Consider the following 12773-nt stretch of genomic DNA (forward strand, 5'->3'; position numbering starts at 1 on the left):
GGTGGCGAACAAGTACCTGGTGATGGTCATGCGCACACCGGCGTTCGACGCGTCCGTGATCGAACCGCACCGCGTGTTCCTGCAGGAGCTGATCGACAAGGGTCAGCTCCAGGAGAGCGGCAAGTTCACCGACGGCAGTGGCGGCGCGTATGTGATCCTGGCCGAAAGCCTCGATGCCGCAACGGCGATCGCGCACACCGACCCGGTGCACACCACCGGCGCCTCGGAACTGACGATCTACGAATGGGAAATCACCGCCTCGGCGTGAGTTCTGTTCCCCGACAGCCGCGGATCCTGCCCGGATCCGCGGCTGCCGCTGTTCGAGGCCGGTTCGTCAGATCCGGTGCAGGCAATAGGAGACCGGCGGTACCCGGTGGGTCACCTTTTCGGTGACCGTGTACTTCTTCGCCGATGCGGTGCAGACCGACGGGTCGTGGGCGTCGACCCGGGTGTCGACGACGAAAGTTCCCGCACCACAGGGGACTTTGCGCAACCATTTGAGGTGGAAATTGACATTGCCCGGATCGTTGACGCACTCGCCGACGGCCGCGTGCAGGTGGGTGCACAGGTACTTGCGTTTGCTGTTGGTCTTGCTCTTCCCCGAGGTGCTGAATTCGTGGTCCTCGAGCACACAGGGTTCGGTACTGCGGACCTTGGTCACGATCACGACGGCTTCGGGATGGTCGCAGGGGCGGTGCTCGAAGACGGTGGCATTGCGGTGTCCCTCCACGAAGAACCCACAGTCACCGACTTCCGGTCGGCGCGTGTCGGACTGGACGATGCCGATGATCATGGTTCCGGCCAGGCCGACCACCACCGCACCGAGTGCCCCGATCCACACCCATTTGCGGCGTCCGCCGAAGAAGCGAGCATTGCGGGCCCGCTGCTCGCGGTAGCCGGGGCGCTTGCGCCGACCCACGGGCGGGCTGCTCGGTCCGGGTTGTTGCTGGTCGTGCGGTCCAGGTGACGGTTCCACCGGGCCAGCTTGCCAGAGCCGCAACGGAACTCGCGCGGCCGGGCGTGCTCCCGACGGCCTCCGCCGGTGGGTGTACTGGCCCGGCGGAGGCACGACCGGCGCCGGGGGCGCGGTGTCGGGATGTGCGCGAGGCACGTCGACGATCCTGCTACCTCGAGTGCGCTCGAGGTCAAGCGCGGTCAGCGATCGGGATGGACCACCGGAGCCAGGAACCCGGTCACCTGCCCGGCCGACGGCTGGCCGAGGCGGCGGCCGAGAACGTCGGGTGCGTCGGCGGCGGCCCGGCAGCGGTCGGGATCGGTGTTCGCCGGGTCGGCCGAATACCGGTCGCCGAGCATGGTCGCCCTCGCCACTTCGCGACCGGTCCGCAGTTCGTAGACCACCACGTCGTAACTGGCCCGGAACAGGTTCACGGTGCGGCCGATCGGTTCCCCGGGCGCCGGCGCGTACTGACAGGTCTGCACGAGTTCCCGCAGTTCGAGTTGCGACATGCACGCGATGAGCTGCACGGTCGACGGATCGCTCGGCCGCCAGGCCCGCGCATCGCGCTCGGTGACCATGTCACCCAGGCCACCGGACAGATAGATCGGACTCGGCCCGTCGCGCTCGTACGCGGCGGCGTTCGGGAACGGTTTACGGTCCGCCCCACACATCCGGTCGTAATCCGACATCACGAACCTGCTCGCCTGCACCGCATTGATCGTGAAGAACACCGCCCCGAACAGCGCGATGAACAACACCAGCCCGATCCCGGGCCCGATCCGCGGCAACCAGCCCGCCCGCGGACTCCGCTCCCGTTCCCGCACCGGCGTATTACGCCACCGTTCGAGCAGCGACCCCCCACGGGCAGTACGCCGCCCCGGTTCCCGCACCCGCCCCGCCGCCACAGGCGAAACAGGCGCGCGCTCGTGGTCGACCCAATCACTCCAGTGCTCGGAGTCGTCGAACTGTTCCCCCGGTGCCGGTGCACTGCGCTGCGAAGAACGCGGATCATCCGACGAGGACGACCACGCGGCCGCACCAAGCGCGCCGGCAGCCACACCAGCCGCGCCGACAGCCGCATACCCACCGGACGAACCGCCGCTCGAGCCCTCCTCGTCGTCCGCCCACGTATCACCGTCATCGGCCCACGCCTCGCGCCTCTCGCCACCGCCCGACGCGCCGCGATTCTCGCCGCCCGGCACTCCCTGGTCGCTGTTGCCGGTCGATGGGTAGTGGCCGTGGTCATCGCCCGATCCGCCGCGATTTTCGCTGGCCGACGCTTCCTGGTCGTCGTGGCCGGTCGACGCGTACCGACCGTGGTCATCGCCCGATCCGCCGTGGTCCCCGTGATCGGCCGGCTCGTCCCGGCCACCGTCATCAGCCCAGGGGCCTTGCCCCGCATCGTCGTATCCCGGCGATCCGAGCACTGCACCAGCTGGGTCCGCCGACTCGGTGCGCGACCCCTCCCGACCCCCGTTTCCGGGCTGGGTCCCGTGTCCAGCATTCTCGGACCTGAGTGAACCCGGCACGGCATGCGGACCCTGGTCATCCGCCGGTCTGGAGTCGATGGCCGCGGAGTCCTCTGCCGCGACGCGGGCCGGATCGACAGGGGCGGTCGACTTGATCAGCGAGACAGCGGGTTTCGATTCGGCGCCCACCGGCAGGTCCGCCGGTACGGTGTCACCCGATTCGGGCTCGATGACACCTGTGCCATCATCGGGCGCCGGGTCCGCAGGCGGTTCATCGCCACCGTGGGGCGCCGCCTCCGTACGGGAGTCGGCACCGCTGGTCGGCGAGTATCTGGTACGAACTTCGTCGTCATCGGCAGACGTAGTGCCCGCATGGAGGTCGTGGCCACCGGTGGGCGACGGGTCCGCGGGACGTTCTCCGCCACCGGCAGCCGTAGTGGCCCCGTGGAAGTCGTTGTCGCCGGTGGGCGCCAGGTCCGCAGAACGTTCTTCGTCGCCGTCGAGCACGGTCTCCGCACGGAGGTCAGCGGCACCGTCGGGCTCGATCGACTCGAGCGGCGAGGCGGCGGGTGTCGATCCGGCATCCGCGGTCGAGTCGGCTGGTCCGGCCTCGCCGACACCGTCGAGTGGTAGAGCCTTCTCGACCCGGCCGGTGCCACTTTCGGGTGCGGTGCCCACGGGACGCTCACCCTCACCGGCAGGCGGTGTGGTGGTCCGGGAGTCGTCGTCAGCGGTGGGAGGCCGGCTAGCCGTTTCCTCGCCACCGGCAGGGGCCGCGTCCGGGCCAAGGGCATCGTCACCGTCGGGCGTCGTCTCCGGTCGGAGCTGATCGCCATCGTCGGGCACTGTGCCAGCCCGGAGTCCATCTGCGCCGTCGGGAGTGGTGGCGGTGTCCGGATCGGTGATGTCGGTTCCGGGGTCGCTCGCCGGGGCCGTTTCGGCCGTGACCGGTGTGTTCGCCGGATCCGGCTGTGGCGAATCCGCCTCACGCACCGGCGAATCCGCGCCGGTCGTCGGGGAATCGGTTCCGGTGGGCGGTTGTGGGCGGTGGGTGAGGCGGTCGATCGCGGCGAGGAACGCGGGTGGGCTCGCGTGGGCGAGTCGTGAACCCGACCAACGCGAACCACCGGTCGTCGGGATCTCGTCGGTGTCCTCGTCCTGGCCGAGGTCGATCGGTGGTTGCTCGGCGGGCCGGCCGGTGCCCGACGGCTGCAACCGGGCGGGAAATCCCTGGTCCGCCAGAGCGACCCGGGTCGGCAGCAGGTGGGTGAGGTTCAAGGCCTCGAACACCCGGCGCACATCGTTGACGCTGATCCGCATGGTGCGCCCGGTCTCGGCGTGGAAGTAGTCGCGCAGGGCGGTGGAATCGTCCCGGTCGACGAGCACGGCCCGGTACCCGTCGGCGATGCGCGCCTCTTCGAGGGTGATCTGCGATCCGGGCTGGGGGACCAGCGCGACGACCGCGTTCACCCACCCGAAGATGCCGGCTTGCTGCAGCAGGTTCTTCACCGCGAAGACCTGGCGGCGCACCTGGACGAACGGGTTCGGCACGCGGACCGCGTGATACAGCGCGGCCGGTGCACCGTCGACCGTCCACGGACCGTTCGGTGGGGTGGCGAGGATGCCGGCCTGCCGTTCGGTGAATCCCTTCACCTCGATGACCGTGGCGCCCTGCGGCGTACAGACCAGCGCGTCGACCTCGACCGAGCCGCCGCGGCTCTCGGACACATGGGCGCGGAAGATCGCGACACCACCGGCGCCGGGCGCCCAGTCCTGGACCGCCGCGCCGACGATCTGTTCTGCGCCTTCGAGTTCGGTTTCGTCCGCGACAACGACGATCACCACGACCCCCTGTGTAACCGATTGCGGACCACTACCAGGATACGACCTCTGTCAGTGGTCCCGAAACCCAATCTTGTTGCTGAACAACGTGATCGACAAGACCGATTACCGGACTCACTGCGGCGCACCGGGCATTCGGTCCGGATCGGGATCGGTGGTCGGTCGTGGCCAGGCCACCGGCGGCCGGGTGACCTGGCCCGCGACCAGCACCAGGCCGGTCGGCCGGTCGACGGCGACGAACCCGAACGGGCGGTCGATGTCGACCGAGATGTGCGTGGCCATCGCGGACTGCGGCACGCTGCCGGCGACCAGGGCGACCGCGGTGACCGTCGCCGCTTCGAACCCGGCGGCATCGAATCGGGCGACGACTTCCTGCGCGGCGGCGCCCACCGCGAGCGGAAATTCCGACAATCCCGGGAAATGGCCGGTCGAATCGTCGAACGCCGAAGTGAGCCCGAACAGCGCGGCGTGGTCTCGGAGATCGTGCTCGGAACGCACTTCGAACGGCGGGAGCTTCAGATGGACGGAGTCGCCGCCGAAGCTTTCCCGCCGGATCACCCGGAGGCAGGGCGCTGTGGTCTCCGGGGCGAGGTCGGTGCGTACCGAGACGGCGCCGTCGAGTGCCGCGAGCCCGGTGGTCACCGCCTGGGCGGGACCGTTGTCGCCGATCAGCAGATGCACATCCAGCTCGCCGCGACCGGTCACGACCACCCGCGTCACCGCGTCGTCGAGCACGGCCACCGAACCATCCGGATGGCTCCGCCGCCGCAGCCCGGGCCCCCGATGCCCCTGCCATGGACCGGATTCGGGAGCGAGCAGGGTTTCGTCGAACGGCTCACGCCAGCGGGTGCGGGCCAGCAGCGCGGTCGCCATGGCGAAGAGAGTCTGCTCGGAGATCTGTACCGGGAACTTCTGGATCAACCCGTCGGTCTTCTCGCGCGCCCACGCGTCCAGCACCGCCGGATCGCCCAGGACGCCGACGGTCCCCTCGGGCACACTGCGCACCCACTCCGGACGCAAGGACAACTCGGGCCGCACCCACGCCCCGATCGCCGTCGACACCTCCCGCGAGGTGTCCAGCGATTCGAGCATCTCCAGGCCGGCCGCGTGCGCGTACTCGGCCGGAACACTCGCCGCCGCCGACAGTTCCGCCCGTGCGGGACCGGCCGCGGCACCGGCCAGAATCGCCAGTAACGGCCACAGCCCCGCCCCCGACACGACCGCGTCCCCGCCCCCGAACGTCGCGCACCAGCGCGACGTCAGCACATTCGCCGACCGCACGTGCGGCATCAATGAACTCCCCATGCCCCGGATCCTACGACCAGCCACCGACATCCGGCCTGTCGTGGGCCGATTACCCCGCCCGCCCCGCGTCGGTGCCGGGTGGCGGTGAAGGGGTGCAGGACCGGGCCGGCAGCAGTCGGGCGGTCGCCGAAACCTCAGGGGCGCAACAACACCGTGCCCATCGCGACCCGCTCCTCGAGCTTGCGATGGGCTTGCGCTGCCTCGGCCAACGGCAGCACCGCGTCGACGGTGCCGACCAAGGTGCCGTCGGCTGCGGCGGCCAGGGCGGCGGCGCGCTGCCCGGCGACCTCGGCCAGCCACGCCGTGCCCGCGCAGCCGGTGAGGGTGAGGCCGCGCAGGATCAACTCGGCGGCCCCGAGCTGTGCCGGAGCGCCCGAGAGCCAGCCGTAGCTGATGATGCGGCCGCGCAGCGGGGTGACCAGGTCCAGGAGGGGCTGCACCGAATCGCCACCGATCGAATCGAACACCACGTCGACCGTGCTGCCCGCCAGCAGTTCGGCCAGCCGCTCGGACCAGTCGGGCGCGGTGTGGTCGATCACCGCGTCGGCGCCGTGCTCGCGGGCCAGCCGCGCCTTCGCCGGCCCGCCCGCGGTGGCGATCACCCGGGCGCCCAGCGCAGTGCATCGCTGGGTGAGCAAGCTGCCGATCCCCGTCGCGGCGGCCTCGACCAAAACGGTCTCGCCCGCGGCCGGTGCCGCGGTCCGCAGCAGGGCCAGCGTCACCGAGCCGGGCATGAGGATCGCCGCGGCGGCCTCCGTCGCCAGACCATCCGGAATCACGGTCACCGAATCAGCCTCGGCGACAACGAGTTCGGCGTAGGCGCCGTAACCGGTAGTCGAGGCGACCACCCGTGCCCCGCGCAATGCCGGGTCGACGCCGTCGCCGAGTTCGGTCACCGTGCCCGCCGCCTGGAACCCGAACACCGCGGGCAGCGGCGCGGGGAACGGGAACGCGCCCGCGCGCACCTTGGTCTCGGGGTAGAGCACCGGAATCGCCTCGGTGCGCACCAATATTTGCCCGGCGCCGGGGCGTGGTGGCTCGACCTCCCGGGCGACCAGGACCTCGGGTCCGCCGGTCTCGGTCATTACGATTGCCCGCATAAGAACTCCATAAGTTGACTGCTGGTCCAGATATCTTTCGACGATATGGACCGGCGGTCAACTTGTCAACGGATCGGCGGGTGCCGAGAAAGCGGGTGCGATGACCGAGCGCCGTCCGACCGAGCGTGCCGACGCCGCGCGCAACCGGCGCGCCATCCTCGACGCCACCGCGGCGCTGCTGGCCGAACACGGCGCCGCCGGCGTGACGATGGACCGGGTCGCCGCGGCCGCGGGCGTGGGAAAGGGCACCATCTTCCATCGCTTCGGCAGCCGTGCCGGGCTGCTCTACGAACTCGTCGCCGAGGGCGCGATCGCGTTGATGGACGCGGTCTCCACGGGCCCGCCGCCGCTCGGGCCCGGTGCACCGCCCGCCGACCGGCTCATCGCCTTCTTCGCGGCCATCACCAGCCTGTTCACCGACGACGTGGAGCTGATCGCGGCCTACCAGGCGATGCCCCCGCATCCCCGCAGCGCCGAATTCCACACCTTCTGGGCCGACCACATCGCCGCACTCCTGCACGAAGTGCGCCCCGATATCGACGCGCGGACAGTGGGCGCGATGCTGTTGTCCAGCATCGGCGGGGAAGTCGGTCAGCAGCTGGCCAGAGCGGGGGAGGTCGATCGGCTGCACGCCGCGGTCCAGGATCTGGTGCGATCGGTACTCCGCGCGCCGTAGCCGGGTCGCCGACGATGGGCGTCGGGTGTCCTGGCGCTGCGTCTGTCCGTCGCCGCGGTGGGTCGACGTCTACCGGACGTTGCGTGGGCGGAACTGGATGCTGATGCGCGGGCCGACCGGGCGGGTGGTCTTGGGGACGGCGTGTTCCCAGGTGCGTTGACACGCGCCGCCCATCACCAGCAGGTCGCCGTGCCCGGCGGTGAACCGCACACTCGCGCCGCCCCCGCGCGGACGCAGCAGCAGGGCGCGAGGCGCGCCGACGGACACGATGGCGACCATGGTGTCGACGGTGGCGCCGCGGCCGATCGTGTCACCGTGCCAGGCCACGCTGTCGCGGCCGTCGCGATAGAAGCACAGGCCCGCCGTGCGGAACGGTTCACCCAGTTCGCCGGCGTAGTGCTCGCTGAGCGCGGTGCGGGCGGCCACCAGTACGCGGTCGGGCAGCGGGTCGTTCTCCCCGTAGAACGAAACCAGTCGTGGCACATCGACGACCCGGTCGTACATCGGCCTGCGTTCGGCATGCCACGGCACCCGCTCGGCCAGCCGCTCGAACACCACGCTCGCACCACCGAGCCACCCGGGCAGCACATCGACCCACGCCGTCTGGTCGAGCTGTGCGCGCCGGATCGCGTCCATCGAACCCAGGCCGACCGCGTCACCGTCGAACAGTGAACCTTGCAGGGGCAGCGACATGGCCTGAGTCTACCTCGTAATCGAACATATGTTCGTATTCGAGTGTTGCCGGCTGACCGCGGGCTTGACCCTCCCGTAGCGGGAGGGTCGAGCATGGCTCCCATGACCTTCCCCGCCTTCGACATCAGCCCCGTGCCGGTCCCCGGCCCCGACGCGGTGGCGCCCGAACCGTTCCGTGGCATCTACGGGATGCCGATGTTCGTCACCGTGCCCACCGCGGATTTCGCCGCCTCGATCGACTTCTGGTCCCGCGCACTGGGATTCATCGACCTGTTCTCGGTGCCCGGCCAGGTCACCCACCTGCGCCGCTGGGCGTTCCAGGACGTACTGCTCGTGCCGGGGGAGCGCCCGGCCGAGGCCGCACCGCTGACCGTGAGTTTCTCCTGTGTGCTGGACGAGCTCGACACGATCGCCGCTGCCTGCGAAACCGCCGTGCCGGGGTGCACGTCGGGTCCGCGGCTGATGCCGTGGGGCTCGAGCGAGCTGGAAGTCTGTACCCCCGAGAACCTTCGGGTGGTCATGACCGCGGCCCGTCCCTACGACCCCGACAGTCCCGCGGCCGCGAATCTGCGGGCGATGGGGATCGAGGCGCCGTGACGGGGTTCGGGCACGGCAGACTGGTGGTCGTGCCCGAATCTGCCGATCACCGCACCGTGGGCGCGGCGGCCGACCTGCTCGGCGTCACCACCCGCACGCTGCACCACTGGGACGCTGTCGGTCTGGTCCGCCCGTCCGACCGCACCGCCGCCGGCTACCGCCTCTACACGGCCGCCGACCTGGCCCGGGCTCAGCGCGTGATCGTCTACCGCGAGCTCGGTGTGCCGCTCGACGAGATCGGTGTCCTCCTCGACGCGACCACCGGCGAAGGGCTGGCGACCCTACGTACTCAACGTGCCCAGCTGCGCGCCCGTATCGACCGGCTCCAGCAGATGGCCGGCGCGGTCGACCGCATGATCGAGGCCAGGCAGTCCGGCATCCTGCTGTCCGCCGAAGAACAGGTCGCGCTGTTCGGCCCGCAGTGGCAGCCCGCCTGGGTCGACGAAGCCCGCGCACTGTGGGGCGACACGGCGCAATGGATCCAGTACGCCGAACGCGCCGCCGGCAGGACCACCGACGAGTGGCGCCAGATCACCGCGGCCACCGACGCCCTGCACGCCGACCTGGCCGCCGCCTGCCGATCCGGCCTCCGGCCCGGCAGCCCCGAAGCGAACGCCTTGGCCGAACGTCACCGTGACTCTTTCGCCCCGTACTTCGACTGCACCCACGCCATGCACGCCTGCCTCGCCCGCCGCTTCGTCACCGACCCCGGCTACACCGGCTTCTACGACTCCCTCGCCCCCGGCCTCACCGACTGGCTCCACGACGTCATCGCGGGCAACGCCCGCGTCCACGGCATCGACCCCGCCACGGCTACCTGGATCTGAACCCATCCGTTCGGATGGTCGTGAAGGTGGTCACGTGTGCTCGCCGCCGGAGCGGCCATCCGGGCGGGGAAAGACCCGCGCTCACAGGGCTTTCGGGCCAGGTGTGATCGGTGCCGCACCGCGGACCGGGGCGGCGGCCGGCGTGGTAGCGCTCACAGGCAGCGCTACCTGGTCAAAGGGAGGTCGGAGCGCTGATAAGCTGACGGGCGAGTGAGACATCCTTTAACGGACCGTCCGGTGAGGCGGGGAAGGAGGTCGGCATGGCTGTGCCCGAACGGGCGGCCAGAACCGGCGCGGCAGAAACATCGCAGCGGCACACCCCGGAGTGGGTGGCAGGCGGCCGCGAACTGCTGTCGCCGTCGGATGTGCATCGCACCATCGCGCGAATCGCGCACCAGATCATCGAGAAGACCGCCCTGGATTCCGGCGACGCCGACGCGCCGCGGGTGGTTCTCATGGGCATCCCGACCCGCGGCACCACTCTCGCCAACCGGCTCGCCGCCACGATCGAGGAATTCTCCGGCGTGCGGCCCGCCCTGGGCTCGCTCGACATCACCCTCTACCGCGACGACCTGCGCAGCCGTCCGCATCGCCCGCTCGAGCGCACCTCGGTGCCCGACGGCGGCATCGAGAACGCCTTGGTCGTTCTCGTCGACGACGTGTTGTTCTCCGGCCGCACTGTCCGCTCGGCCCTCGACGGCCTGCGCGACCTCGGCCGCCCCCGCGCCGTCCAGCTGGCGGTGCTCATCGACCGCGGCCACCGCGAACTGCCGATCCGCGCCGACTACGTGGGCAAGAACGTGCCGACCTCGCGCGCCGAGGACATCTCGGTCCTGCTCACCGAACACGACGGACACGACGGTGTGTATCTGCACCAGGAGGCGCAGCAGGCATGAGGGAGCGCAGCGACCGAGCAATGAACACAGCCATCCAATGGTTCATGCCGGAGCCGAGCGCCAGCGAGGTGGAGGCATGAAGCATTTGTTGACGGTCGCCGACTTGGATCGCGGCACCGCCACCGAACTCCTCGACGAAGCCGAGCGCTTCGAACAGGCCCTGCTCGGCCGCGAGGTGAAGAAGCTCCCGACGCTGCGCGGCCGCACCGTGATGACCGTGTTCTACGAGAACTCCACCCGTACCAGGGTGTCCTTCGAGGTCGCGGGCAAGTGGATGAGCGCCGACGTGATCAACGTCAGCGCGTCGAGTTCCTCGGTCTCCAAGGGCGAATCGCTGCGCGACACCGCGCTCACCCTGCACGCGGCGGGCGCCGACGCGCTGATCGTGCGTCACCCGGCCTCCGGTGCCGCGCACCAGATCGCGCGCTGGATGGAACAGTGGGCGCGCGAGGAGAACCGTGCCGCGCCCTCGATCATCAACGCCGGTGACGGCACCCACCAGCACCCCACCCAGGCGCTGCTCGACGCGCTGACCCTGCGTCAGCGCCTCGGCGATATCGAGGGCAAGCGGATCGTGCTGGTCGGCGACATCCTGCACAGCCGGGTCGCCCGCTCGAACGTCTTCCTGCTCGACACCCTCGGCGCCGAAGTGGTGCTGGTCGCGCCGCGCACCCTGCTGCCGGTGGGCGTGGACAGCTGGCCGTGCCGGGTCGCGACCTCGCTGGACGCCGAACTGCCCGGCGCCGACGCGGTGATGATGCTGCGCGTGCAGGCCGAGCGGATGAACGGCGGGTTCTTCCCGTCGGTCCGCGAATACGCGATCAACTACGGACTGTCCGAGCGCAGGCTCGGCGTGCTCGGCGACGACGCGGTGGTGCTGCACCCCGGTCCCATGCTGCGCGGCATGGAAATCGCCTCGGCGGTCGCCGATTCGCCGAAAGCGGCAGTCCTGCAACAGGTGACGAACGGAGTGCACATGCGGATGGCCGTGTTGTTCCGGCTGCTCGTCGGCACCCAGGAGGTGGCGGCGTGAGCGGTCAGCGCCCGGAGGCGGCAGCCTGTGTAACCACGCAGGGCGCCCGAGCACGCCAGAAGGAGACAGCGTGAGTGAACTGCTGATCAAGAATGTGTTGCCCTACGGGGAAGGCGAGCCGGTCGACGTGCTGGTGCGCGGCACCGTCATCGCCGAGATCGGCACCGGCATCGAGGCGCCGGCCGACGCCGAGGTGATCGACGGCAACGGCCAGATCCTGCTGCCCGGCTTCGTCGACCTGCACACCCACCTGCGTGAGCCCGGTCGCGAAGACACCGAGACCATCGAAACCGGTTCGGCCGCAGCCGCACTCGGCGGCTACACCGCGGTGTTCGCGATGGCCAACACCAACCCGGTCGCCGACTCGCACGTCGTCACCGATCACGTGTGGCGGCGCGGCCAGGAGGTCGGCCTGGTCGACGTGTTCCCGGTCGGCGCGGTCACCGTCGGGCTCGAGGGCAAGCAGCTCGCCGAGATGGGCACCATGGCCGCCGGTGTCGGCCAGGTGCGGATGTTCTCCGACGACGGCCACTGCGTCTACGACCCGCTGATCATGCGCCGCGCCCTCGAATACGCGAACTCCCTCGGCGTGCTCATCGCCCAGCACGCGGAGGAGCCGCGCCTGACCAAGGGCGCCGTCGCGCACGAGGGCCCCAACGCCGCCCGACTCGGCCTGGCCGGCTGGCCGCGCGCCGCCGAGGAGTCGATCGTCGCCCGCGACGCGCTGCTGGCCCGCGACGCCGGCGCCCGCGTGCACATCTGCCACGCCTCCACCGCGGGCACCGTCGAACTGGTGAAATGGGCCAAGTCCCAGGGCATCTCGATCACCGCCGAGGTCACCCCGCACCACCTGCTGCTCGACGACTCGCGCCTGGAGACCTACGACGCGGTCAACAAGGTGAACCCGCCGCTGCGCGAGTCCGCCGACGTCACCGCCCTGCGCCAGGCACTGGCCGACGGCATCATCGACTGTGTCGCCACCGACCACGCCCCGCACGCCGAACAGGACAAGTGCTGCGAGTTCGCCGCCGCCCGCCCCGGCATGCTCGGGCTGGAGACCGCGCTGTCGATCATCGTGCAGACGATGGTCCAGCCCGGCCTGCTCGACTGGCGCGGTGTCGCGCGGGTGATGAGCGAGCGGCCCGCCGCGATCGTGGGCCTCGACGACCACGGCCGCCCCATCGCGGTCGGCGAACCGGCCAACCTCACACTCGTCGACCCCGACGCCGAGTGGACGGTGCGCGGCGCCGAACTGGCGAGCATCTCGAACAACACTCCGTTCGAGGACATGACGTTCCCGGCGCAGGTGTCAGCCACCGTGCTGCGCGGCCGGGTCACTGCCCGCGAGGGCAAGGCGGCCGGGATCTAGGAGGCCAG

Annotated in this window: 12 protein-coding genes; 7 read left to right on the top strand and 5 right to left on the bottom strand. The window is 70.4% G+C overall.

Annotation, left to right across the window (positions count from 1 at the left end):
- Position 1: 1 nt before the first annotated feature.
- Positions 2 to 268 (top strand): YciI family protein, encoded by a 267-nt coding sequence (locus ACFXK0_RS16415; protein WP_379411114.1) that lies wholly within the window; start codon positions 2 to 4, stop codon positions 266 to 268.
- 66 nt (positions 269 to 334) lie between these two features.
- On the opposite strand, the gene ACFXK0_RS16420 is transcribed toward ACFXK0_RS16415, so the two are convergent.
- The 4 genes from ACFXK0_RS16420 to ACFXK0_RS16435 form a co-directional block, all read right to left on the bottom strand.
- Positions 335 to 919: a hypothetical protein gene (locus tag ACFXK0_RS16420; protein WP_379411115.1), complete on the bottom strand. Its 585-nt coding sequence runs from the start codon at positions 917 to 919 to the stop codon at positions 335 to 337.
- Positions 920 to 1155: 236 nt separating this feature from the next.
- Positions 1156 to 4272: an NERD domain-containing protein gene (locus tag ACFXK0_RS16425; RefSeq protein ID WP_379411117.1), complete on the bottom strand. Its 3117-nt coding sequence runs from the start codon at positions 4270 to 4272 to the stop codon at positions 1156 to 1158.
- A 111-nt stretch (positions 4273 to 4383) separates the two neighbouring features.
- Complete coding sequence (locus ACFXK0_RS16430; RefSeq protein WP_379411118.1) at positions 4384 to 5574, bottom strand: serpin family protein; 1191 nt, start codon at positions 5572 to 5574, stop codon at positions 4384 to 4386.
- 134 nt (positions 5575 to 5708) lie between these two features.
- Positions 5709 to 6674 carry a zinc-binding alcohol dehydrogenase family protein gene (locus ACFXK0_RS16435; RefSeq protein WP_379411119.1) on the bottom strand — a complete coding sequence of 322 codons (966 nt, stop codon included), beginning with the start codon at positions 6672 to 6674 and terminating at the stop codon, positions 5709 to 5711.
- A gap of 100 nt (positions 6675 to 6774) precedes the next feature.
- On the opposite strand from ACFXK0_RS16435, the gene ACFXK0_RS16440 reads away from it, so the two are divergent.
- A complete protein-coding gene (locus ACFXK0_RS16440) occupies positions 6775 to 7350 on the top strand; it encodes a TetR/AcrR family transcriptional regulator (protein WP_379411120.1) in 576 nt (191 codons plus the stop codon).
- A 69-nt stretch (positions 7351 to 7419) separates the two neighbouring features.
- Here ACFXK0_RS16440 and ACFXK0_RS16445 read toward each other — a convergent pair whose 3' ends face one another.
- Positions 7420 to 8043, bottom strand: coding sequence for an alpha-ketoglutarate-dependent dioxygenase AlkB (locus ACFXK0_RS16445; protein WP_379411121.1), 624 nt, complete (start codon positions 8041 to 8043; stop codon positions 7420 to 7422).
- 93 nt (positions 8044 to 8136) lie between these two features.
- Here ACFXK0_RS16445 and ACFXK0_RS16450 point away from each other — a divergent pair, with 93 nt between their 5' ends.
- The 5 genes from ACFXK0_RS16450 to ACFXK0_RS16470 all read left to right on the top strand — a co-directional run bounded on the left by ACFXK0_RS16450 (position 8137) and on the right by ACFXK0_RS16470 (position 12765).
- The gene (locus ACFXK0_RS16450; protein WP_379411122.1) at positions 8137 to 8640 is read left to right on the top strand and encodes a VOC family protein; all 504 of its coding nucleotides are present in this window, start codon (positions 8137 to 8139) and stop codon (positions 8638 to 8640) included.
- A 29-nt stretch (positions 8641 to 8669) separates the two neighbouring features.
- Positions 8670 to 9467, top strand: a complete 798-nt coding sequence (locus ACFXK0_RS16455; RefSeq protein ID WP_379411123.1) for a MerR family transcriptional regulator — start codon at positions 8670 to 8672, stop codon at positions 9465 to 9467.
- Positions 9468 to 9727: 260 nt separating this feature from the next.
- Positions 9728 to 10363, top strand: coding sequence for a bifunctional pyr operon transcriptional regulator/uracil phosphoribosyltransferase PyrR (gene pyrR, locus ACFXK0_RS16460; RefSeq protein ID WP_379411124.1), 636 nt, complete (start codon positions 9728 to 9730; stop codon positions 10361 to 10363).
- Positions 10364 to 10439: 76 nt separating this feature from the next.
- A complete protein-coding gene (locus ACFXK0_RS16465) occupies positions 10440 to 11396 on the top strand; it encodes an aspartate carbamoyltransferase catalytic subunit (protein WP_379411125.1) in 957 nt (318 codons plus the stop codon).
- Positions 11397 to 11466: 70 nt separating this feature from the next.
- Entirely contained in the window at positions 11467 to 12765 is a 1299-nt protein-coding gene (locus tag ACFXK0_RS16470; RefSeq protein ID WP_379411126.1) for a dihydroorotase, read from the top strand.
- Positions 12766 to 12773 lie beyond the last annotated feature (8 nt).

The sequence above is a fragment of the Nocardia sp. NPDC059177 genome (assembly GCF_042755165.1).
In the GTDB taxonomy this organism is placed as follows: domain Bacteria; phylum Actinomycetota; class Actinomycetes; order Mycobacteriales; family Mycobacteriaceae; genus Nocardia.

Bases quoted from the DNA above. Each gene is read 5' to 3' on its own strand.
- ACFXK0_RS16430 (WP_379411118.1), bottom strand. From the start codon at position 5,574: ATGGGGAGTTCATTGATGCCGCACGTGCGGTCGGCGAATGTGCTGACG.
- ACFXK0_RS16435 (WP_379411119.1), bottom strand. From the start codon at position 6,674: ATGCGGGCAATCGTAATGACCGAGACCGGCGGACCCGAGGTCCTGGTC.
- ACFXK0_RS16440 (WP_379411120.1), top strand. From the start codon at position 6,775: ATGACCGAGCGCCGTCCGACCGAGCGTGCCGACGCCGCGCGCAACCGG.
- ACFXK0_RS16445 (WP_379411121.1), bottom strand. From the start codon at position 8,043: ATGTCGCTGCCCCTGCAAGGTTCACTGTTCGACGGTGACGCGGTCGGC.
- ACFXK0_RS16450 (WP_379411122.1), top strand. From the start codon at position 8,137: ATGGCTCCCATGACCTTCCCCGCCTTCGACATCAGCCCCGTGCCGGTC.
- pyrR (WP_379411124.1), top strand. From the start codon at position 9,728: ATGGCTGTGCCCGAACGGGCGGCCAGAACCGGCGCGGCAGAAACATCG.
- ACFXK0_RS16465 (WP_379411125.1), top strand. From the start codon at position 10,440: ATGAAGCATTTGTTGACGGTCGCCGACTTGGATCGCGGCACCGCCACC.